General features: G+C 46.7%; 26 protein-coding genes and 3 pseudogenes. 1 reads left to right on the plus strand and 28 read right to left on the minus strand.

Annotated features, from left to right (window positions below; all coding sequences use genetic code 11):
* Positions 1-34 precede the first annotated feature (34 nt).
* Positions 35-313, minus strand: a complete 279-nt coding sequence (locus tag ACM0OZ_RS38850; RefSeq protein ID WP_414588188.1) for an SDR family NAD(P)-dependent oxidoreductase — start codon at positions 311-313, stop codon at positions 35-37.
* Positions 314-427: 114 nt separating this feature from the next.
* Between ACM0OZ_RS38850 and ACM0OZ_RS38855 the strand changes: the two genes are divergently transcribed.
* Entirely contained in the window at positions 428-589 is a 162-nt protein-coding gene (locus ACM0OZ_RS38855) for a hypothetical protein (RefSeq protein ID WP_414588189.1), read from the plus strand.
* Here ACM0OZ_RS38855 and ACM0OZ_RS38860 read toward each other — a convergent pair.
* From ACM0OZ_RS38860 to ACM0OZ_RS38990, 27 genes and pseudogenes are all read right to left on the minus strand, one after another.
* Positions 586-1,167 (minus strand): ester cyclase, encoded by a 582-nt coding sequence (locus tag ACM0OZ_RS38860; protein WP_414588190.1) that lies wholly within the window; start codon positions 1,165-1,167, stop codon positions 586-588. The two genes, ACM0OZ_RS38855 and ACM0OZ_RS38860, sit on opposite strands and share 4 nt — an antisense overlap.
* A 96-nt stretch (positions 1,168-1,263) precedes the next feature.
* Positions 1,264-1,482, minus strand: a pseudogene (locus ACM0OZ_RS38865) (oxidoreductase); the annotation flags it as partial.
* Positions 1,479-1,661, minus strand: coding sequence for a hypothetical protein (locus ACM0OZ_RS38870; protein WP_414588191.1), 183 nt, complete (start codon positions 1,659-1,661; stop codon positions 1,479-1,481). The gene ACM0OZ_RS38870 and the pseudogene ACM0OZ_RS38865, both read right to left, overlap by 4 nt.
* Before the next feature lie 202 nt (positions 1,662-1,863).
* Entirely contained in the window at positions 1,864-2,421 is a 558-nt protein-coding gene (locus ACM0OZ_RS38875) for a DsbA family protein (protein ID WP_414588192.1), read from the minus strand.
* Between the two features lie 198 nt (positions 2,422-2,619).
* On the minus strand, positions 2,620-3,249 hold the full coding sequence (locus tag ACM0OZ_RS38880; protein ID WP_414588193.1) for a response regulator: 630 nt from the start codon (positions 3,247-3,249) through the stop codon (positions 2,620-2,622).
* Positions 3,246-3,422, minus strand: coding sequence for a PAS domain-containing protein (locus tag ACM0OZ_RS38885; protein WP_414588194.1), 177 nt, complete (start codon positions 3,420-3,422; stop codon positions 3,246-3,248). Before ACM0OZ_RS38885 ends, ACM0OZ_RS38880 begins: the two co-directional genes overlap by 4 nt.
* On the minus strand, positions 3,412-3,621 hold the full coding sequence (locus tag ACM0OZ_RS38890) for a hypothetical protein (protein ID WP_414588195.1): 210 nt from the start codon (positions 3,619-3,621) through the stop codon (positions 3,412-3,414). The genes ACM0OZ_RS38885 and ACM0OZ_RS38890 overlap by 11 nt, the downstream gene beginning before the upstream one ends.
* Positions 3,622-3,705: 84 nt before the next feature.
* Positions 3,706-3,966 (minus strand): hypothetical protein, encoded by a 261-nt coding sequence (locus ACM0OZ_RS38895; protein ID WP_414588196.1) that lies wholly within the window; start codon positions 3,964-3,966, stop codon positions 3,706-3,708.
* 220 nt (positions 3,967-4,186) lie between these two features.
* Entirely contained in the window at positions 4,187-4,945 is a 759-nt protein-coding gene (locus tag ACM0OZ_RS38900; RefSeq protein WP_414588198.1) for a flavodoxin family protein, read from the minus strand.
* Positions 4,946-6,647: 1,702 nt separating this feature from the next.
* Entirely contained in the window at positions 6,648-7,394 is a 747-nt protein-coding gene (locus ACM0OZ_RS38905) for an alpha/beta fold hydrolase (RefSeq protein WP_414588200.1), read from the minus strand.
* Between the two features lie 464 nt (positions 7,395-7,858).
* Positions 7,859-10,087 carry a prolyl oligopeptidase family serine peptidase gene (locus tag ACM0OZ_RS38910; RefSeq protein ID WP_414588201.1) on the minus strand — a complete coding sequence of 743 codons (2,229 nt, stop codon included), beginning with the start codon at positions 10,085-10,087 and terminating at the stop codon, positions 7,859-7,861.
* A 208-nt stretch (positions 10,088-10,295) separates the two neighbouring features.
* Entirely contained in the window at positions 10,296-10,538 is a 243-nt protein-coding gene (locus tag ACM0OZ_RS38915) for a hypothetical protein (protein ID WP_414588202.1), read from the minus strand.
* 133 nt (positions 10,539-10,671) lie between these two features.
* Positions 10,672-10,848, minus strand: coding sequence for a hypothetical protein (locus ACM0OZ_RS38920; protein ID WP_414588203.1), 177 nt, complete (start codon positions 10,846-10,848; stop codon positions 10,672-10,674).
* Positions 10,848-11,225, minus strand: coding sequence for a hypothetical protein (locus ACM0OZ_RS38925; RefSeq protein WP_414588204.1), 378 nt, complete (start codon positions 11,223-11,225; stop codon positions 10,848-10,850). The genes ACM0OZ_RS38920 and ACM0OZ_RS38925 overlap by 1 nt, the downstream gene beginning before the upstream one ends.
* A 20-nt stretch (positions 11,226-11,245) precedes the next feature.
* Positions 11,246-11,533 (minus strand): hypothetical protein, encoded by a 288-nt coding sequence (locus ACM0OZ_RS38930; protein WP_414588205.1) that lies wholly within the window; start codon positions 11,531-11,533, stop codon positions 11,246-11,248.
* A 12-nt stretch (positions 11,534-11,545) separates the two neighbouring features.
* Complete coding sequence (locus tag ACM0OZ_RS38935) at positions 11,546-12,583, minus strand: hypothetical protein (RefSeq protein WP_414588206.1); 1,038 nt, start codon at positions 12,581-12,583, stop codon at positions 11,546-11,548.
* Positions 12,584-12,729: 146 nt separating this feature from the next.
* Positions 12,730-13,260 (minus strand): annotated as a pseudogene (locus ACM0OZ_RS38940) (SDR family oxidoreductase).
* Positions 13,261-13,267: 7 nt separating this feature from the next.
* A complete protein-coding gene (locus ACM0OZ_RS38945) occupies positions 13,268-13,969 on the minus strand; it encodes a type II CAAX prenyl endopeptidase Rce1 family protein (RefSeq protein WP_414588208.1) in 702 nt (233 codons plus the stop codon).
* A 299-nt stretch (positions 13,970-14,268) separates the two neighbouring features.
* Complete coding sequence (locus tag ACM0OZ_RS38950) at positions 14,269-14,607, minus strand: hypothetical protein (protein WP_414588210.1); 339 nt, start codon at positions 14,605-14,607, stop codon at positions 14,269-14,271.
* A gap of 161 nt (positions 14,608-14,768) precedes the next feature.
* Positions 14,769-15,323, minus strand: a pseudogene (locus tag ACM0OZ_RS38955) (SDR family oxidoreductase).
* Positions 15,209-15,616: an SDR family NAD(P)-dependent oxidoreductase gene (locus tag ACM0OZ_RS38960; RefSeq protein ID WP_414588211.1), complete on the minus strand. Its 408-nt coding sequence runs from the start codon at positions 15,614-15,616 to the stop codon at positions 15,209-15,211. Before ACM0OZ_RS38960 ends, ACM0OZ_RS38955 begins: the two are co-directional and overlap by 115 nt.
* Positions 15,617-15,774: 158 nt before the next feature.
* Complete coding sequence (locus ACM0OZ_RS38965) at positions 15,775-16,158, minus strand: hypothetical protein (protein WP_414588212.1); 384 nt, start codon at positions 16,156-16,158, stop codon at positions 15,775-15,777.
* A 23-nt stretch (positions 16,159-16,181) separates the two neighbouring features.
* On the minus strand, positions 16,182-16,568 hold the full coding sequence (locus ACM0OZ_RS38970) for an ester cyclase (protein WP_414588213.1): 387 nt from the start codon (positions 16,566-16,568) through the stop codon (positions 16,182-16,184).
* A 231-nt stretch (positions 16,569-16,799) separates the two neighbouring features.
* Complete coding sequence (locus ACM0OZ_RS38975; RefSeq protein WP_414588214.1) at positions 16,800-17,168, minus strand: LuxR C-terminal-related transcriptional regulator; 369 nt, start codon at positions 17,166-17,168, stop codon at positions 16,800-16,802.
* A gap of 47 nt (positions 17,169-17,215) precedes the next feature.
* Positions 17,216-17,773, minus strand: a complete 558-nt coding sequence (locus ACM0OZ_RS38980) for a DsbA family protein (protein ID WP_414588215.1) — start codon at positions 17,771-17,773, stop codon at positions 17,216-17,218.
* 422 nt (positions 17,774-18,195) lie between these two features.
* Positions 18,196-18,612, minus strand: a complete 417-nt coding sequence (locus tag ACM0OZ_RS38985) for a hypothetical protein (protein ID WP_414588216.1) — start codon at positions 18,610-18,612, stop codon at positions 18,196-18,198.
* The gene (locus ACM0OZ_RS38990) at positions 18,605-19,498 is read right to left on the minus strand and encodes a pirin family protein (protein WP_414588217.1); all 894 of its coding nucleotides are present in this window, start codon (positions 19,496-19,498) and stop codon (positions 18,605-18,607) included. Before ACM0OZ_RS38990 ends, ACM0OZ_RS38985 begins: the two co-directional genes overlap by 8 nt.
* Between the last annotated feature and the right edge of the window lie 37 nt (positions 19,499-19,535).

Genomic DNA, 19,535 nt, shown 5'->3' on the forward strand with positions numbered 1-19,535 from the left:
CTCTAGACCCAGATTACCGTAATTTGTGGTTCAATTACCTGAAAATTGCTGTAATTGCAATATCCAACCGACCAAAAACGTCAACCGCTTTATCAACCATTGCTTTAACATTGGCTTCTTTCGTGACATCTGCTTGCACAAAAATAGCCTCTCCGCCAGCTTTCTTAATCAATCGAACAGTTTCTTCACCTTCATCAATTCGACGACCAACTACCACCACCTTTGCTTGTTGTTTGGCATAAGCGATCGCGGTTGCTCTACCAATGCCCGATGTCCCTCCCGTCACTAAAGCAACCTTGTCTTTAAGCATCATGATAGTTACCTCTTGTTGTGAATGATTATGTTACTTGCGTCAAAAACTCAATGGGCAGCAATACGTGTAGGAGCCAGCAACAAGAAGTGCCTCGTTCTATAACCAGGATGAGTAATGATTCTGGTTGTAGGAGCCGGGTTTGAGCATTGCTCTAATTCACACGATGAATTCGATGCCGTACTTGGGTGCTACTGCCAAAATTCGCTCGATCGCTTCGGGAGTAGCTGGGCGGGATGGCGGGTTTGGGTATTGATGTTTGCTAGCTCCTACACTTAGTCGCGCTCGATCAGTGCGTTTGAGGGCAAGCTCGGATCAAGTACCTTGCGCGCACTGTCAACGCCCACAACGGGAAGTGTACCCGGATCGAGCAAGCCGACTTGAACCAATACACTTGCCTGATCCCAGTAGATGTGTTCGTGGGCTAGTTTGCCGTCACGAAACCGAATAACCGCAACTACTGGCACTTCCACCCGTTTTCCGGTTGGAGCAACGCCAGGTAGCATCCAGTCCATCTGGATCGTATGAGTGAACGTAGACACCATTTCATCGACGAGTTGATCCGTTCCGATCGTGCGCGAAATCGAAACTAGCTCGAGGTCTGGCGGGATCTGTGGAATGAGGTATTTGGAATAAAACTCGCGCAGTGCTGGTTTCCCGACTCCCCCAGTCATTACCGGGATGTGGTTAACGTAAGCATCTTCAACCATCGTAGCGAGGGCATCTTCAGTACTGTGAGTGCCAAACTCGTACTGTAAATGCTCTTCCCAAAGTGCTTGCAAAGACTCCTGGGCTGGTGTCAAATTGGTAGTTGCTTGTAAATTTGCTTGTCCGTCTACAGTTTGCTCTTTGACCATGATTAAATACTCCTGGTTCTATCTATCTAAAGTGTCTTGAGTTCCAATGCTTGACTGCTTCCAGATTCTTGTGATGTTAGTGAACTTGTTTCAATGGACGTATAAGCATTCAGCGCCTGTTTCGCGAATCAGTTGGGCGGTTTTTTCACCTTCTGCGTCGCGTCTACCGGAGAACACGACTTTTGCTCCAGCAGCACCAAATGCGATAACTTCGTTAAGCTTTCCTTCGGAACGCTGCGCGAACGCTAACGCCGTTGCTCTACCGATTCCCGATGTGCCGCCTGTAACTAACGCCACTTTATCTTGCAGTATCATTCTGTTTCTCCTGTTTCAATTTCGTCAGTTTGTATCGGGTAAACTTGTCTTAGCAACTCAGTGACTTCTTGCGCGATCGCAATCAGGGCATGATTAACTGAGGAGTCGCGAAGAGAACCAGTCTGAGGTGTACCTTCATGCCCAGAATTATTCTTGCCTTGTACTAATAAATGCGGCATAGAATTATCCTCAATGAAATACTGATTTGTAATTGACTAAATCAATACGAAAGAATTCAGTTGTTGGCATGGTAATTTTTGGCATGGTTCAAAAAGCGGCAGTTTTGTTCAGCGAAACAGGCAAAATCTAGCTATCAAAATTTGATAGCTTATAGCACTTACAGACAAGTCAGATATGAATTGAGAGCAAAGATCGGGGAACTTAATGACTTGCAGCAATCATGGCAGCCATCAACTCCGTCGTGTTCCAGCGCTCGGTATACCGAATTCCATTGATAAACAGGGCTGGGGCAGTCGTCACTTCACTCTGCATTCCGCCTTCAATATCTTCGTTGATGCGATCGACATGCACTTGTTTAGACAACTCTTTGAGAAATTGAGGAATGTCAAGCCCTAAATCATTGGCGTACTCGACAAGATAACCGTTCTCCAACCTTTGTTGATGGTCAAATAAAGTATCGCTCATTAACCAAAACTTTCCTTGGGCGGCGGCGGCTTCGGCGACTTGGGCTGCCCGTTGTGCCTGGGGATGAATCTGGATCTGTGGAAAATGGCGGAAGATAAAACATAAATAATCCTCTCCAAAAGAAACCGTAAGCTCTTGCCGAATGATTTTAATCAGCTTGTAAACGGCTGCACTTCTAGGACATTGATAATCCCCATACATCACTAATACTACGGCGGCACTTAGCACACCTTGACTGTGATCTTGGGTTGAAGCTGGCACAACTAAAGAACTGGAACTATGGTCGTCGATCATCTTTCTACATCTGTATCAAGCATGGAACCTTGCGATTCACTTGCTCAATCCACATGAATTCAATATAAGCAATTGGCTTTTAGTTGTCGTCTACAGTGAGTTAACATTTTTAGGCTGTAATTTGATGGAGCAGCCGCTCCTTCTTAAAATAGAAGGTAGGCTCTAACTCAAGTTAGAATCCAAATTCGATCGAAAGTTCTACAAGCAGACAATGCCGCGTTTAACGGCAACAATCACCGCTTGAGTGCGATCGCTCACATCCAACTTATTCAAAATCCGATTGACATGAGATTTGACAGTGCCTTCACCGATACTTAAAGCAGTCGCAATATCGGCATTACTCATCCCCTGCGCCAGTGAGCGGAGTACTTCTAGTTCTCTTTCACTCAGTTCTGGATTGCTGAGACGTTCAACTAACTTTGCTCCCACATCGGGCGGAATATACTTCTGACCCCGATGAACGGTGCGAATCGCATTCAGAAGCTCGTCAGGTTCAGTTTCTTTCAACAGGTATCCTTTTGCGCCTGCCCGCAATCCCCGATAAATATCTTCATCACTATCATATGTGGTCAGTACAATAATCCGAGCAGATTTAGCAGTAGCACAAATTGCACCAATGGCGGCAACTCCTTCCACTTCAGGCATTCGCAGATCCATTAGCGTTACATCTGGTTGGTGTTCCCGAAAGGCGGCGATCGCCTGTTCACCATTTTCAGCTTGGGCAATCACCTGCATCTCTGGGTCACGGTTAATAATCGTGGCTAATCCTTGCCGAAAAATAGCATGATCGTCTGCAATCAGAACCCGAATGGTTATGGCTTGGCTCATCGTGACGCTACTCCCAATTGACGGTGACAGGCAACAATTTTGCCAACAGAAAAAATCCATTTCCACTGACCATCCTGGGTACGCTGGCGATACTCTGCTTGATAGCTGGGGATTTCTCCAGCAATGTAAGCACGGTAGGTTGCGACAACTGATTCTCTGTCATCAGGATGCAAACGAGCAATCCATGCAGACCTGTTGAATCAATCGTTTCGTAACATATTCCATAACAACAGGCTGCAAGAAAAATAACCCATCTATTTTTTCGAGTAGAGATCGCCGGATCAGCGAGTTTACCTGTTGGGGGACGCTTTGTTGATCTGCTGAACCAACCACACTTTCACGAATCTGGGGTAGATCTAGCCACCTTGTCATGAGGGGCAAGATAGACTAAAACTATTGCTGGAGGATGCTTTTCTGTTATCAGTTTCTATTAAATCGTCTACACATAGTTCGCGCTCATCTACCCAAAGTCGCGCCAAAGTGGAGCGAAAGAATGAGAGTTTTAGCCATGTTTTGGCATACTACAAATGGAAGTTTTATACTACTTGCCCCTGGTAACAAGCTCCCTAGAACTACCCCTAAAAGTTCTAATGCTTCTTGAGTGTTCATGACCCAACCCTTTGAATAAGGATTTTGCTTAACTCCACAATAAACCACAACACCATCTAATACCTCACCCGTATCTCGATCTACAGAGGTTATTCTTCTACGTCTCATGAGTTTTCCAAGAAATAGTCATCATATATGATGACTATCCAATTTTCAACCCCTCTCCGGGTGGGAATCCTGGAACTGGCCTGATGTCTTTGTATACTAAGCCGGTGTACTACACGCTCCTGAGCGACGATTGAAGCAGCCCCCCAAGGGGGCGGATAGCGCGGGGGGTAATGAAGATAACCGAGCGATAGCGAGAACGATACTTTGATTTAAAAACCCTCTATACTTTGTGTTCTGGGTTTTGAAAATCACTTTTACAACCTGCATCCCAAACTTTGGGCTGGTTTCCGTGAGCGGGAATTCCGCCATTATCTTTCAACATTCTGGCCAAATGCATACAATTCCAAGTTAAGAAAGTTGTGTTTCTGTTGGTAAAATCGTTTTCAGGGCCACCAGAACCAGGATCTAAATAAGAAGGCCCGGGGCCAACTTCTCCTAACCATCCTGCATCAGCTTGTGGTGGAATTGTATAACCAATATGAGAAAGAGAAAATAAAATATTCATAGCGCAATGTTTAATCCCATCTTCGTTCCCAGTGATTAGGGTTGCACCAACTTTTCCATAATCTCGATATTGCCCTTTTTCGTTTAAAACATGAGTGTAACCATACATTCTTTCTAAAACTCGATTACAAACAGAACTTTTTTCTCCAAGCCAAACTGAAGTACATAAAACCAAAATATCAGTTTCATCAATTTCTTTTTGAATTATGGGCCAATCGTCTTTATCCCATTCATCTGTTTGGGACATATCTAACCCAAGTCCTGCTGGTATTTCGTAGTCTACAGGTCGAATGACCTTCGTCTGAACTCTATTGGCTTCAAAAATATTTTTAGCAATATCAATTACGCCCTTGGTATGAGATAAAACAGGAGTTCTATTAAGAGTGCAGTTTAAAAAAAGAGCTTTGAGGTCATCATACTTTGCTGGTGCATTTTGATACTGATTCTCAGTTATTTGTTTTAGCTGTTCTGACATAATATTTCATTTTAATGAACAAGGTGAATATGAGGAAGTTAACCGTAGCAGCTTCTTCCCAGATTTAGACCCCAATCTGTTACTACAGTATATTACTATGCCCGACCAATACGACGCTGTTCAAGAATTTGAACAGTTTTTGCGATCGCAGCTTTCTTGAGTTGAGGTGCGATCTAAAAAAACGGAATTTTTCAGACAGTAAGATTTTACCATCTCTTGCCGCACCTCCCGCTAGATAAAATTGCCCGCCGGAGTTGGCGTAAATAGAAAGTTCGTGTCACCCAGTGCAGTCTGTGGCTATAAACCTTATACAGTAACAGTTACAGAGATTGATACGAGATTTAAGCGCGCTCGTAAAAAGATAAGTTGCACAAATAGTTTTTCTAGCGCAGAGACAGTAAAAAACTTTGCCTAAAACGGAGCTTGGAGTACATAAAAGTATTTGTTTCAAAGTATTATTGCTCCGTCTCGAAACTAAAAAACATTGCCTAAAAGGAGACAAACTAGGCAAAGCTATCATTTGTATTTCTTATCAATTACCCCGGAAAAATCAGTCATTTTTACAAAACTTTACAAGGCTGCACCTGGTGACACGAACCTTCTATTTTCGCCTATTCGGGGTAGTTCTAGGGAGCTTGTTACCAGGGGCAAGTAGTATAAAACTTCCATTTGTAGTATGCCAAAACATGGCTAAAACTCTCATTCTTTCGCTCCACTTTGGCGCGACTTTGGGTAGATGAGCGCGAACTATGTGTAGACGATTTAATAGAAACTGATAACAGAAAAGCATCCTCCAGCAATAGTTTTAGTCTATCTTGCCCCTCATGACAAGGTGGTTAGATCTACCCCGAATAAAGCTGGATGGAACAATGAGTATTTAGAAAAAGTTCTTAGGGAAATTATTAACTTTTAAATCAAATGAATTCTTTATTTAATTCTGAATAGAATTTTTCAAAACTATCGTTTTTTGTTAATTTTTATTCACTATTTATTTTAAATTTCAAAAGAATTATTTCGATTTTTAGAAATCACAAGTTTCGTTAATAAAAAATCTAATCTTTTGTAGAGATGTCAGCATTTGAAAGTTATATACTTCCTAATTCTTGGTCTTTTGGAAATTTTAATGCGTTTGCCCTAGTTCTTTCCCCAATCCAGTTTTTTGCTGTCTCAATAACTCTTGCAGTTCGTCTTGTGTTTCTCTTATCTCTACTTTCAGAACTCGACACATTGTTTTTTTGCGAGTAATGCACCTGCAATTATATGTATCATACTTTTCGTGAAATGGTATGACAACAGAAATTGGAGTTCATTTGCAGATGGCTTGTGCAGCAAGCATGCGATCGCGTAGTTCTTGCTAGTTAACAATTAACTATTAAGTCCTCTACCTAACTTCTAACTACAGAATGAGATCGATTTTAAATTTTGTGTGTTTATTAATACAAACGTATATCAGACCTCGATGCCAACACTCACTCAATTGCTTCAGGAGTTGCTGGGATTGATGGGTAGCTCCAACAGATCGTTATTAGGAAGCACAACGATGAGTTCGGTTGGTTTGTGGGCAAAGGATTCATTGGTGCCAGAAAGATTGTTTTTGATCGTGAGAGCATCCTCGAAAGCGATAGTATGCGGATTTATGCCAATAACTTATGTCCTGAGCCAACAATGTGTTTGGCTATCGCATTGATTTGAAATTTTGCTGCTAGTCGCGCCCTGCCACAATAATCTTTTCTGCTAAACCGACAGGGTTAGAAAACATCACCTCATGACCACCCGGCATTTGCACGAGCCGAAATAGCCCCAAGCGACTAGTCATTCTAGGATACCAGCCCCACTCGCCTTGAGGTAGCGAGTTGTCTTCCGTACAGTAAATGTAACTTTTGGGAATGGACAGCGAGTAAAACCGCTTCAAGTCCAACTTGTCAATCCACGGTTGATACGGTTCAGGCGATAATTGCGCGTAACTCGATTTAACCAGTTCGAGATTAGCGTCGTTGAAAAACGCTTCTCGCCAAATCTCAAACGGCATCATGGTTGTATTGTCGTCCGATTCTTCAGCTAGCTTGTTAAATAACGCTTGATAGTGCGGTGGGACGTTATCGTTGAGGCTTTCACCATCGTTAACGATGAAAGCATCCAAGAAGATGAGCCGTCGAATGCGTTGCCTTTGGCCGGCGAAGCCATCGCTAATTGCTTCGGCAACTTTCATAATAATTGTGCCGCCGAAACTATGTCCTAGTAGGACGATATCGGTTAAGTCTTTATCAACAATGTAATCAATGATCGATTGTGTGCATTGAGCATGGTTGACGTTTTTATTCACGCCTTTACCATGTCCGGCGATCGTGGGAGCAAAAGCCTGATGTCCTTTCGCTTCTAGATGTTGGATGACTGCGTTCCAAGCAGAGCCATCGTGCCACGAGCCGTGAACCAAGACAAAAGTTAACATAGAATTGCTCCTTTAGATGTTATGAAAATCAAGCCCATCCGTTATCTTTTGAAATGAACGTGCGTATTTTGTCTTCGTCACCGTGAAAGTGCCCTAAGTGTCTGAACCTTTGGCATGAAGCACTCGTTCAGGAATGCGATCCCAAAGAGATATCTGTCAAGGCAGATCGCGGATTCGTTCGCGGTTAATTGTTGGAGAGGTCTAATGAAGAACTTATGCAAAGTTTTGAGCCGTGCGTGGGTAGGCCACGATCTCGCTTGTGGTTAGAAGAAATGTGAGACATGGGGATAAACTCCTTCGAGCTAGTTGTTGATGGGTTCAAATATTAACGGGGTCATCGATGACCCCACCAAAGCGCGGACTGTAAATTAGTTTGTTAGGATTTACGCATTGACGGAAATAGAGTGGTGTGAGGCGTTACGCTTCCTCGATTAGTTCGACGTATGTTGATTTGTTTGACGCGATCAGTTCGTCGGCTTCACCTCCAGCCCCGTCCAGTGAGCCGCAAAAGCCCACATATCCGCCGTTTCCTCGATGACCTTGTCGGTGGGCTTGCCTGCTCCATGTCCCGCCCGCGTCTCAATGCGGGCAAGGTGCGGCTTGTCACCAATCTCCGCTGCCTGGAGCGCGGCGACATATTTGAAGGTGTGCCCTGGCACCACGCGATCGTCTGTGTCGGCAGTGGTAGCAAGAATCGCGGGATATGCCTTGCCGGACTGGATGTTGTGATAAGGCGAATATTTCAAGAGGTTCCGGAAATCTGCTTCCCGTGCTGGAGACCCAAACTCGTCTACCCATGTTTTCCCGCTCGTGAACTGGTCGAAGCGGAGCATGTCCATGACCCCGACTTGGGGCAGCGCAGCAGCGAACAGATCCGGTCGCTGATTGACCACTGCGCCGATCAGGAGTCCGCCATTCGATCCGCCCTGAATCGCCAAGCCGTTTTGGGGCGTGATGCCCTGCGCCTTTAGATACTCGCCCGCTGCGATGAAATCATCGAAGACGTTCTGCTTGTTCTGACGACGACCCGCTTCGTGCCATGCCTTGCCATATTCGGAACCGCCGCGAATGTTAGCAACAGCGTACACTCCGCCCTGTTCGACCCATCCCAAACGCTCCGGCGAGAAAGCGGGAAGTATGGGGATTCCAAATCCCCCATAGGCATAGAGCAGGGTTGGTGCCGAACGGGTCACATCCTTGCGTCGGACGATAAACATCGGGACACGGATGCCATCCTTTGACGTATAGAAACGCTGTTCGACTGCGATCTGACTGAGATCGATCGCCACCTTGGGTTGTGCCCACACCCGCGCCGTGTTGCTGGCGACATCGTATCGATAGATTACGCCCGGAGTGTTGAAGCTGGTGAAGATGAAGAAGGTTTCCGGGTCGTCCTGTTTGCCCTTAAAACCGGCAGCGGTGCCGATACCGGGCAGCTTCACCACACCATTAGCCTTGCCATCGAGCGTGTAGCGTCGAACTTCCGTCTTCACATCAACCAGATAGGAGAGCAGCAACCGTCCACCGACCAGCGACGCATCTCTCAGAAACGAATCCTGCTCCGGCACCACATCCTCGATCGCTGGGTCGGCAGCGGCGATGTCCATCGTCACGACCTTGAAGCGCGGCGCGTCCTGGCTAGTCATGAGGAAGAACTTCGTCCCCATATTGCCGACGACACCCCATTGATTATCGAGATTATCGACCAGCTTGCGGAGTTTCCAGTCGGCGCTCTGGAGATCCACCACGGTCAGTGTGTTGGTCGCTGAAATGGGCGAGGAAGCGATCGCGACGTAACCCCCGTCTTCGGTGATACTCAAGGTATGCAGCATATTCGGCTGATCCGGGTTTGTATAGACCAGTCGATCTTGCGCCTGGGGGGTGCCGATCGCATGAAAATAGACGGCATGGTTGGCTACGCTTGCTTGCGATTCGGTGCCCTGCTTCGGTTCAGGGTAACGGGCGTAGAAAAAGCCAGATCCGTCCTTCGTCCATGGGATGATGCTGGTGAATCTCACCCATTTGACCTCATCGTCGAGTACCTTGCCCGTGTTCACGTCCAGTACCCGAATCGTGCGCCAGTCTGTGCCGCCATCCTGCACCGCATAAGCCACGCGCTTGCCATCATCAGAAGCTGACCACTCGGCAAGTGCGGTCGCCCCGTCCTCTGCCCAACTGTTGGGATCGATCAGCACGCGCCCTGCGCTATCCACGCTGTCGCGGACATAAAGAACCTGCTGGTTCTGAAGTCCGGAATTATGGAGGTAAAAATACCGCCCCCCCTTTTTGACCGGAATGCTGAACCGCTCATAGTTGTACAACTGTTTCAGTCGGTTCTTGAAGATATCTCGACCCGGCAGCGTATTGAGATAAGCGTTGGTGACTTTGTTCTGCGATTCGACCCAAGCGGCGACTTCTTTGTCATTGCGGACATCGTTTTCCAGCCAGCGATAGGGGTCGGCGATCGTCTGTCCGAAATGTTGCTCGACGACATCGACTCGCTTGGTTTCAGGATAGGTGATTGTAGGTGACATTGCTGTAGACTCCGTGCAGGCGGAGGCGAAATGGGTGGTAAAGAGTAGCGCGATCGCGAAAAGGGTTGCGCGGCGCATTGGTATCTTTTGAAACGAGAGTCGAAATCCAAACAGGTTGAATTCCAGTACTTCTCGTCGTGGTTTTGCAGTGTTGAACATGGCATTGACCTACGGAAGAATGTCGTCTTTTTGTAATTGCTTCTGGAGCGTTTTCGGCAGGCTTTTAATGTTGCAATGTTTTGGAGAATTACCCTCATAGAGCCAGGACTGAATTTCTCCAGAGCGATCGAACTCGATATCAATAGACCTCTTGCAAAAGTCCATTTTTACTACGCTAAATTGATACTTTGAGAGCCGGATTTCGCATTTATGCAAGAGGTCTAATCTCACAGAAATCACGATCGACAATCGTGTTGCCTCCGGTAATTACCGTATTTCTCTCGCCTCGACGGTTCCGAAACTCATTCACAGAGATCGGCTGCTTAAACGCCTGTTCTCGATCCGTGTTGTAGGAATAGATTGTGTTCCCATTGGGTAACGTGAGCGTTGTCGTGGGTGTACCATATTTGCGAACAAACTCATTGATATCCCGACCAATCCAACTGTTCATTGTGCTATTCAATTGTTCTTTCGCTCGTTGATCGTCGCACCAGAACAAGCTCACGCTTGCTAAAATTAGCAGCATCGAAATCTAAGTCTTCATATTCATCCCTCTGTGTTGAAAAGTTTTCATGTGCGATCGCTCATTTCAGTCGCAGTAAAACTAGGTCAAAGGACTCAATCGATTGTTCGTGCAGTCGTTTGAAAGGAGAGTCGATCGCGTTGTGTTGATCTGAAGTGTACTGAGTTCCAATGCTTGATTTCTTCCAGATTCTTATGGTGAAGAACGAGTTCATTTCGGTATCATCCGATTTAGCCATCAATTTTCAGAATTCACTTGCCATGTAATAGCAATGATTTCTGCAAACACTAAGACAACTAATAGTCGCGAAAATGCTTGTAAAATGGCTTCCATTGTCCAGTTCTGACTCTGAAGCTCCCAGACCGTCACAATAATGTTCACTCCAATCCCCAACCAGGGTAGAATTACCGCTGAATTCCGTCTGCGATAGAAGCGGAGCGTCGCCTCCCGCCAAAAAGGGAAGGTACTGAAGAGACAAACAAGGTAGGACGCTCCTGCACTGGCGAACAGGCTGGTTTGAAGACCCGAAGGCAGGTTTGGGTATCCAAGCGCGATCGCCGTCAGGCAAACTCCGAGCGCGAGGTACAGGAAAGTAAACAAGGTAAATCGTTTCATTATTTTTTCTCTGGTGAAGCTTATTCTCTGTACCACACACGCACACATTGAAAGCAATTGATTGCAAGACCCTGACTGATCATCACTGGGTGGAAAGCATTACTGGTCGTCACTCCGTAGACATCATCACTTGTGCCTTCAATCCGATCGGGTAAAACAACAGTTTCAACATTGATCACCTGTATCGTTGTACTTTCGATCCACTGATTTACAGCACTCACAACCTCAGAGAAAGATTCATACTCGGAAGCTCCGCCGAAGGGTCCCCGTTCAGTGATCCGAGGCGCAAAATCTTTGCATTTAATCATTTTTCCACCACCTTAAAACTGTAGAGTTGACTTAGAGTCTTCGTAGATAGTCGCTCCCGCACTGCGAAGTTCATTCAGAAACCATTCGGTATCCGAGAGCAGTTCGGGTAGGTAAAACCCAGGTCGGGCAGGAGCGCGGTCGTTCAGTCCCAATACCGACACGAGAGAAAGAACGACGCTCAGACCCGTTAGTGAGGCTGCGCCATGCTTGAACTCCAGCATCGATCGCGAACGCTGCGTTCGACCATCGGCTTCGCCCTCAATTTCGACGACGATCTCGGTCGCTGCCTCACTGCCCCGGTGGCGACTGGATGATTCGTCAGTCACTAGGTCGAAACGTACATTCGGTGCCCCAGTGGCAGCATGGAGGCTAGCGATATCGAACGTGGAAAATGCGGTGGCATCAAGTGAGCGACCGTCAATTGATTCGATCTTGCCCTTTGCTGCGTCGCCGGACAGCCATACGCGCCGCCCACCCTCGAATACCATTGCGGGGGGAGCAGCCCCGTGTACCCGTTCCATATCTTCGAGCGACGCTGGACCTGCTGGATCATTCTCGTCGAGGATTGCTCCAATCCGGATGGAGTGGATGACCTCGAAGCCTTTGACACTGTTGAGTGCCAGAAACACAGCCGCACCAGCCATCCAGTGACTGGCGAGCACGACGGGTGCTGCGGTCGCACGATGCGCGAACATCGCCAACTCAGGTCCGATTTCGGTGAGGGCAGCGTTGATGTTCAGGTAAGGGATGCCCAAGTCCTGCGCGTAGTTCAGTCCTTTGAGTCCGGCTTCGGGAGCCAACATGACTACAGCAGCTACTGTGACATCATCACCGAGACCCAAGCGGGGCTTATCGAGATCTATGGCAACAGCTTCGGCAACGCCCACCTTCTGGGCGACTTCACCTGCCGATTGCAGGTTCCGTCCTCCGACGAGCACTCGAACGCTGGGGTGCCTCTCGCGGAACCACCTGACGGCATTGCGCCCCACGAAGCCCGATCCTCCGGCAAAAAGTACCTGTCCTAAAGCCACCTTATTTTCAAGTATCATGATTTTTACCTCTTGCTATGAAACCAGTTGCATTTACTTGAGTGTGATGACTTCCAACACTCAGTTTCTTTCAGATTCTGATGGTGCTTCTTTCAGCGATAGTGAACCTGTTTCGAGGTCATTCCAGCAAATTGCTTAGAAACCACCTATTCGGAACTGCGATCGCAAAAAGATATCTGCCAAGGCAGATCGCGATTTAGCCTGCTGTATATCCACCATCGATCGCGCTTGGGTTGTCCCGTAATATAGCTGGCAGCATCAGAGCAAAGAAACACAACCGCTTGAGCAATTTCCGTTGCCTGACCAATCCGACCCATTGGAACCATCGATCCGAGATCATCGAACGTGATGCCCATTTGGTCAGCGCTACGAGCCATCAGGTCAGTCGCAATCGGACCCGGATTGACGGCATTAATCCGAATGCCCTGTTTGGCATAATCGAGGGCAGCCGATCTGCGCTTCTCCCAAGGGGAGACGCCAAGGGCGAACGCAGCAGCGCTTCGCTATCGCGTCAGCCCCATCACTGCATGTTTGCTAGCAACGTAGGGAGAGATCCCCGGCAGCGCAACCAGACCATTCGTTGACGAATTGTTCACGATCGCGCCTGCGCCTTGGGTCAGCATCTGTTGAATCTCATATTTTATACATAGAAATAGCCCTCGCGCATTGATCGACATGATCTTGTCAAAATCCTCGATCGATTGTTCGTGCAGCTATCCCATTGAGTAATATCGCTCGGATAATCACAAGCGGAGTGAGTGGAACTATCGCGGCAGTTGCGGGCAGGTGTAAAAGCCCAAATACCAGCGCTACTAGCACAATCGCACCTTGGTATATTCCTTGGCTTCGCAACGTAATACCTTGTTTTAACACCTTCCACGCTATCCAAACAAGCAGCGACATTAAGCCCCAGCGCATCAGAATTTCCTCAGTGATGCCGCCATAAAGCATTGCTGTAAGTGAACTCAGCCAATTCGGTTCTGTGTTATTGGATGCCTGTAGCGCTTCAGGTAGAGCATGTTTCATGAACCGATCGAGCAACAGGAGAATGATCATTGTCGCTGCACCCACACCCAAGCTCCATTTCATCTCAATGACAGAATATGGAATCTTAGAGGTATGAAGTACCCAGTAGTCAATCAAATGTGAGCGTAATCCAACGCGATAGGCACAGCCAATTCCAATCAGAATGTTGATTGCCAGTAGAACTGTAAGCTGTAGTCCTTGTAGGAGTATTAAAACCCACAGTGGCGGGACTTTTGCCAGTATTTCTGGAGACAGTTTCGCCAACTGTTGCTCAACTAATGGAACCGACGTAATCGTAACCATCGCAATTCCTGCAATGCCCAACACAAATAGAATCCCAAATTGTTTCAAAACTGCCATTGATTTAATCTCTAGAGACATCAGAATACTGGGTAAAAACAATGCCAAGATAGAGAATGACAACTGGTGACTAACGCCACCTTATTCTGAAGTATCATTCCTATTTCTTCTAAAATCTAAGTAGTAGGGTGAGCATTGCCCACCATTTTGTAAAACCCTTCACAGTAAGCTTTTGTGGGCAGTGCTCACCCTACTGGCTTGCTGTCACTTGAACGTAGGTTAGATAACCACGTCGCTCCAGTCGGTTGGCAGCCCGCAAGTGGGATTTAGGTGTTGGCAACTCATAGTTTGAAACGGCTCTATCCTAAAATTCGGGTTCGATAACCACGCCGCTCCAGTCGGTTGGCAGCACGTCGGGCATCGCGACGATTGTAGTGGATACTCTCAAAAATCCATTTCCGATCGTCACGGCTGCGGTAATAAACCACAAACGGCCGATCGCGATATCGATCGTCGCGATATCGATCCTCACGATATCGATCCTCACGATATCGATCGCGATCGTACTGAGCGATTGACATATTCGGCTCTCGGTCAAGGTTCTGACCAATTTTTTCTGAATCTAGTGCCTGTGCTGTAAAGGGCATAGTTACTACCAGTCCCGTACCCACCAGTGCTAGCAAAATTATCTTTTTCATGAGATTAGTTTGAAGGTGTAAAACTTGGATTGATCAGGCTTTGAGAGCGCTTTAGTCGAGTGATAGTCATGCCTGTGATTCTCCTTAATTGGTTTAATCTGCTGATTCAAGCGCACATTGCTCTACATTCCGCTCACAGGTAGCAAACTTGTGAGTTTTGATCAGTTCGCCGTATATCCGCCATCAATCGCAAATGGTTGCCCTGTGATATAGCTGGCAGCATTAGAACATAGAAAAACAACGACTTGAGCGACTTCTTCTGCTTGAGCAATGCGACCCATCGGTACCATCGCGGTAAGATCGTCAGCCGTGATGCCCATTTTCATCAAGGCACGATCAAAACTCTCAGTCGCAATGCTGCCAGGATTCACCGCATTAATCGGAATGCCCTGCTTGGCATAGTCAAGTGCTGCCGATCTGCGCTTCTCCTGTCGGAGACGCTACGCGAACGCAGCAGCGCTTCGCTATCGCGTTAACCCCATGACGGCATGTTTACTCGTAACGTAAGGAGATGACCCTGGAAGACCAATCAACCCTAAAATTGAGGAATTATTAACAATCGCGCCCGATCCTTGAGTCAGCATTTGCTCAATCTCATATTTCATGCATAAAAATACTCCTCGCACGTTAATCGCCATGAGGTTGTCAAACTCTTTGATCGATTGCTCGTGTAGCGGTTTTCCGGGTGATTCAACGCCTGCATTATTGAGGCACAGTCGAGTCGTCCATAGGTTGCGACTGTGTTTTGCACTAATGCTTTGATGTCTTCCTCATTCGAGGCATCTGAATGAACGTATAAGCATTCAGCGCCTGTTTCGCAAATCAGTTTGGTGGTTTTTTCACCTTCTGCGTCGCGTCTACCGGAGAACACGACTTTTGCTCCGGCAGCACCGAGCGCGATAACTTCGTTAAGCTTTCCTTCGGAACGCTGCGCGAACGCTAACGCTGTTGCTCTGCCAATACCCGTTGTGCCACCAGTCACTAACGCCACTTTATCTTGCAGTATCATTCTGTTTCTCCTGTTTCAATCAATATTGACTAAAAAAGCGATGCCTTGATGACTCAACTTGTAGTGAACGTGTTCATTTATTTGAACAAGACTAAAGCTCAGTTTTCTAAATTACTGAATTGTTCGTTTTTGGAAAGACTTTAGTCGTGTGAACGAAATTAATCTCTATCTCTATCTCTATGTCTGTTACGTTCAGGTCTAGTATGGGTCCTGCATTGTTGAGTTGTGTAGTACTCAACCCGATTAGGAACAACGTATTGCTGACGTGAAAAACGGCGTCCGTAGTAACCGTCTTCATAACCACGGGCAAATTCACCACCTGCAGTACGGCGTCTATAAGCCTCCCCATCACGAGCACTGTCTGTGCCTTGACGATAGCCATCTCTATAGGCACCAGGGTGATCAGCAGCATCCTCTGAAACCTTTTGATGGGTGATAGGATAGCAAATAGTATATCTATCATCAGCTTCAGCGCTTTGAGTGAAAAGACTTATAGGCGCAGCAGCGAGAGTCAATAAAGTAGCAGCAACAATTCTTTTCATATTTAGTAAGTCACGCCGGATGATTATCGAAGTGGCGGTGTAACCGTCGCCCAACGTTCAGCAAGTTTGCCATCTGCTAATCTCCAAAGCACAAAGCCCTTAAACTCCATCTTCTTTCCCGTAGATGCATCGGTTCCGCGCCACAGACACCGCACCATAACCTTGTCACCCTCAGCAATCGTGTCCTCAACCGTAACGTGCAAATCGGGATACTTTACGTATGCCTTATCCATCGTTTGCTTAACCAGTTCGGGACTCGCCAATCCTACAAAAGGTTCTTCGCGATCTATAAAGTTAGATGCGAAGTTTTGGTAAGCAATAGCAGAATTCTTGCGGTTCACAAACTCCTCAAAGTGATTGCGGATGAATGTTTTATTTTGTTCAAGGGTTGGTGTTGTAATTGTTAGCATGGTGCAAAAATTGGTGGTTTGTTCGACAGGAAAAGCTAACCGTCAAAATCAGGTAGCTTACTGGCACTAGCAAGCAAAAACAGAATCTTTAAGTTAGAAATTGAGCACAACAAAGCTGCTCAAGATCTAAAAGCATGAGCCTTTAAACATCGACCGAATTGTCATGAATTAGATTGAAACCTTACTCACTTCTCAGAAATAAGCACTAGGCACGAATGTGTCAGAAATTGCTCATATAAGCTTCTTCAGAATGTCGCGAATATGAGTTTTTGCCGTACCCACAGAAATATTAAGCTTCCGAGCGATCGCGATACTATTGTCTCCATCAACAATCAATTGCAACACCTCCAACTCCCGATCTGTGAGTGATTCAGCGAGAATCATTTGCCTCAAGTCTGAATCAACTGCGCGAATCACGATCGCCTCAACCGAGTTACTGTCATCAGATGGAGGAGGATAGGCTTGTTGGAGCCGTTCAGCGACCTCTTGGGCAACCGTAACAAGGGCATGATTAGAAGAGAGAGCATTGGAAAAATCAGCCTGAGTTGAAAACCTTGATTGCTTAAAATCATCTTTGGTCGATCGTGGACTGGATTTCATAAAATTGTCCTCAGTCAAACATAAATGGCGAACAAAGGTTGGGGAGCTTAATGACTTGCAGCAACAATGGCTGTCATTAACTCTGTCATCTTCCAGCGTCCGGTATATCGAGTGTTATTGATAAATAGGGCTGGAGCAGTCGTTACTCCACTCTGTATTCCGCCTTCAATATCTTCATTGATGCGATCGAGATATGTCCCTCTTGCGACATCTCGCAGAAATTGAGGAACGTTAAGTCCTAAATCGTTGGCGTACTCTACAAGATAACCATTTTCTAACTTCTGTTGATGGGCAAACAAAGTGTCGTGCATTGACCAAAACTGTCCTTGGGCAGCGGCTGCTTCGGCAGTTTGGGCGATCCGTTGAGCATGAGAATGAATCTGTGCTTGCGGAAAATGACGGAAGATAAAACATAAATCATCCTCTCCAAAAGCAGCACTAAGCTCTCGTTTGATCGCTTTAATCAGCTTGTAAACGTCTGCACTTTTGGGGTCTTGATAGTCTCCATACATCACCAGCACTATTTTGGCACTCAACACACCTTGAATCCAATCTTGGGTTGAAGGTGGTACAAGTAAGGAACTGTGGCTACAATCGTCGTTCATTTTTCTACATTTGCATCAAGCATGGAACCTTGCAATTTACTTGCTCAATCCATTGACTGCATAACTGTTTGCATAAATTCAATATAGGAGATCGCTTTCAAGCCGTCGTCTATAGCGAGTTGAATTTTTTGCCGTACAAATTGATAGAGCAACTATGCCATTGCAGAGTAGAAGGCGGGCTATAACTTAAGTTAGAATCGGGGGCATCGATTCGTTTAGGAAATATATCAATTCGCAGATTAACTGTCAGAGTAGGCAGTATCGTTCGTCAAACGTTCCTTTCCCAATAGGACGGATTCCTAAATCACTGAATTAGGAAATCAATAAACACCTGAACACGCCGCGAATGCTTACGATTCGGTAAATACAATGCATAAAAGCAGTTCGTCCAGGTTAATTTTAATCTGGAGGAACTGCTCAATTTATAGTTGAACTTTAGTCGCTAGCATTGTGACCACATCAGCATGAGCTAACACCACATCAGGGTTACGCTGAAACGCCATATCATACTTCACAGCAAAGTCATTTCCAACTTCATCAGGTGTGAGTAGAATCCGAACATCAGCAATGAGAGCAGCGATCGCCTCGGAGGTGATCGGCTCATCAGAGTGGATTAACTCATCAATTTGCACAATCAATTCTGAGAGGCGATGCAACCAGGCAAACTGATCGTGACTGATCACCAGTTGCAGCAATTCACCTTTAGAGACCTGTCCGCGCACCTGTTCGTAACGAATACGCTCTGTATCCAACAACAGTTGATGCAAATGCAATAACTTGATGCGTATATCGGTCAGAAGTTGATGTTGGGTAATGCGGTGTTGAGGCGTGTTAAGCATGAATATGTCCCATCCTTCCATTTCGGTAATCGTCGATCGCTTGCAGGATTTCGGCTTCGGTGTTCATCACAAAGGGACCATAGCGCACCACAGGTTCATTCAGCGGCACTCCAGCAATCAGCAGTAGATCAAGGGGTTGGGTGGCATCCGCAGGATTGGCGATCGCCACTTCCTCACCATCAGGTGCAAAAATCACCATTTGCCCATCCTCACCCCGTTCCTGCTCAGTGCCAAACAAACCAGACCCATCGAGGACATAGGTAAAGGCGTTATACTCTTTCGGTACCGGTTGAACAATGCTTGCTCCCGGTTGTAGCGTGAAGTGCAAGTAGATAATCGGGGTGCGGGTTTCAATCACCGCTTTCACCCCCAACGCTTCTCCCGCAATCACGCGCACCGTCACGGACCCATCTTTGGTCTGAGCCACCGGAATCTGCGCTGATGGAATTTCCTGATAATGAGGAGCAATCATCTTGTCCCCCTGCGGCAAGTTGACCCACAGTTGAATGCCGTGCAGTCGCCCACCCGTGCGGGTAAACTCAGCTTCTGGCATTTCGGAATGCACTACGCCTGCCCCAGCGGTCATCCACTGCACATCACCGGGATTGAGCAGTCCGGTATGACCGACCGAGTCCTTGTGTTCCAGCCGTCCATCCAGGACGTAGCTGACGGTTTCAAAGCCACGATGGGGATGATCCGGTGCACCCTTTGCTTGACCGGACTTTAGATTCACGGGACCCAATTCATCGAGGAGGAGAAAGGGGTCAAACTCGGAAAAGCTACTCTTGGGAAAGGGACGACGCACCCGGAAGCCTGCTCCTTCAAGCGTTTCTACACTATTGATAATTCCAGCAACGGTTCGGAATGTTTGAGTTTGAGTTGTCATACAGTTGCCTCCAAGCCGACAATTTATAAGATTTATC

The organism is Scytonema sp. PCC 10023, from assembly GCF_963920835.1.
Classification (GTDB): Bacteria; Cyanobacteriota; Cyanobacteriia; order Cyanobacteriales; family Nostocaceae; genus Kalymmatonema.

Bases quoted from the DNA above. Each gene is read 5' to 3' on its own strand.
- ACM0OZ_RS38850 (WP_414588188.1), bottom strand. From the start codon at position 313: ATGATGCTTAAAGACAAGGTTGCTTTAGTGACGGGAGGGACATCGGGC.
- ACM0OZ_RS38855 (WP_414588189.1), top strand. From the start codon at position 428: ATGATTCTGGTTGTAGGAGCCGGGTTTGAGCATTGCTCTAATTCACAC.
- ACM0OZ_RS38860 (WP_414588190.1), bottom strand. From the start codon at position 1,167: ATGGTCAAAGAGCAAACTGTAGACGGACAAGCAAATTTACAAGCAACT.
- ACM0OZ_RS38870 (WP_414588191.1), bottom strand. From the start codon at position 1,661: ATGCCGCATTTATTAGTACAAGGCAAGAATAATTCTGGGCATGAAGGT.
- ACM0OZ_RS38875 (WP_414588192.1), bottom strand. From the start codon at position 2,421: ATGATCGACGACCATAGTTCCAGTTCTTTAGTTGTGCCAGCTTCAACC.
- ACM0OZ_RS38880 (WP_414588193.1), bottom strand. From the start codon at position 3,249: ATGAGCCAAGCCATAACCATTCGGGTTCTGATTGCAGACGATCATGCT.
- ACM0OZ_RS38890 (WP_414588195.1), bottom strand. From the start codon at position 3,621: ATGACAAGGTGGCTAGATCTACCCCAGATTCGTGAAAGTGTGGTTGGT.
- ACM0OZ_RS38895 (WP_414588196.1), bottom strand. From the start codon at position 3,966: ATGAGACGTAGAAGAATAACCTCTGTAGATCGAGATACGGGTGAGGTA.
- ACM0OZ_RS38900 (WP_414588198.1), bottom strand. From the start codon at position 4,945: ATGTCAGAACAGCTAAAACAAATAACTGAGAATCAGTATCAAAATGCA.
- ACM0OZ_RS38905 (WP_414588200.1), bottom strand. From the start codon at position 7,394: ATGTTAACTTTTGTCTTGGTTCACGGCTCGTGGCACGATGGCTCTGCT.
- ACM0OZ_RS38910 (WP_414588201.1), bottom strand. From the start codon at position 10,087: ATGTTCAACACTGCAAAACCACGACGAGAAGTACTGGAATTCAACCTG.
- ACM0OZ_RS38915 (WP_414588202.1), bottom strand. From the start codon at position 10,538: ATGAACAGTTGGATTGGTCGGGATATCAATGAGTTTGTTCGCAAATAT.
- ACM0OZ_RS38920 (WP_414588203.1), bottom strand. From the start codon at position 10,848: ATGGCTAAATCGGATGATACCGAAATGAACTCGTTCTTCACCATAAGA.
- ACM0OZ_RS38925 (WP_414588204.1), bottom strand. From the start codon at position 11,225: ATGAAACGATTTACCTTGTTTACTTTCCTGTACCTCGCGCTCGGAGTT.
- ACM0OZ_RS38930 (WP_414588205.1), bottom strand. From the start codon at position 11,533: ATGATTAAATGCAAAGATTTTGCGCCTCGGATCACTGAACGGGGACCC.
- ACM0OZ_RS38935 (WP_414588206.1), bottom strand. From the start codon at position 12,583: ATGATACTTGAAAATAAGGTGGCTTTAGGACAGGTACTTTTTGCCGGA.
- ACM0OZ_RS38945 (WP_414588208.1), bottom strand. From the start codon at position 13,969: ATGGCAGTTTTGAAACAATTTGGGATTCTATTTGTGTTGGGCATTGCA.
- ACM0OZ_RS38950 (WP_414588210.1), bottom strand. From the start codon at position 14,607: ATGAAAAAGATAATTTTGCTAGCACTGGTGGGTACGGGACTGGTAGTA.
- ACM0OZ_RS38960 (WP_414588211.1), bottom strand. From the start codon at position 15,616: ATGATACTGCAAGATAAAGTGGCGTTAGTGACTGGTGGCACAACGGGT.
- ACM0OZ_RS38965 (WP_414588212.1), bottom strand. From the start codon at position 16,158: ATGAAAAGAATTGTTGCTGCTACTTTATTGACTCTCGCTGCTGCGCCT.
- ACM0OZ_RS38970 (WP_414588213.1), bottom strand. From the start codon at position 16,568: ATGCTAACAATTACAACACCAACCCTTGAACAAAATAAAACATTCATC.
- ACM0OZ_RS38975 (WP_414588214.1), bottom strand. From the start codon at position 17,168: ATGAAATCCAGTCCACGATCGACCAAAGATGATTTTAAGCAATCAAGG.
- ACM0OZ_RS38980 (WP_414588215.1), bottom strand. From the start codon at position 17,773: ATGAACGACGATTGTAGCCACAGTTCCTTACTTGTACCACCTTCAACC.
- ACM0OZ_RS38985 (WP_414588216.1), bottom strand. From the start codon at position 18,612: ATGCTTAACACGCCTCAACACCGCATTACCCAACATCAACTTCTGACC.
- ACM0OZ_RS38990 (WP_414588217.1), bottom strand. From the start codon at position 19,498: ATGACAACTCAAACTCAAACATTCCGAACCGTTGCTGGAATTATCAAT.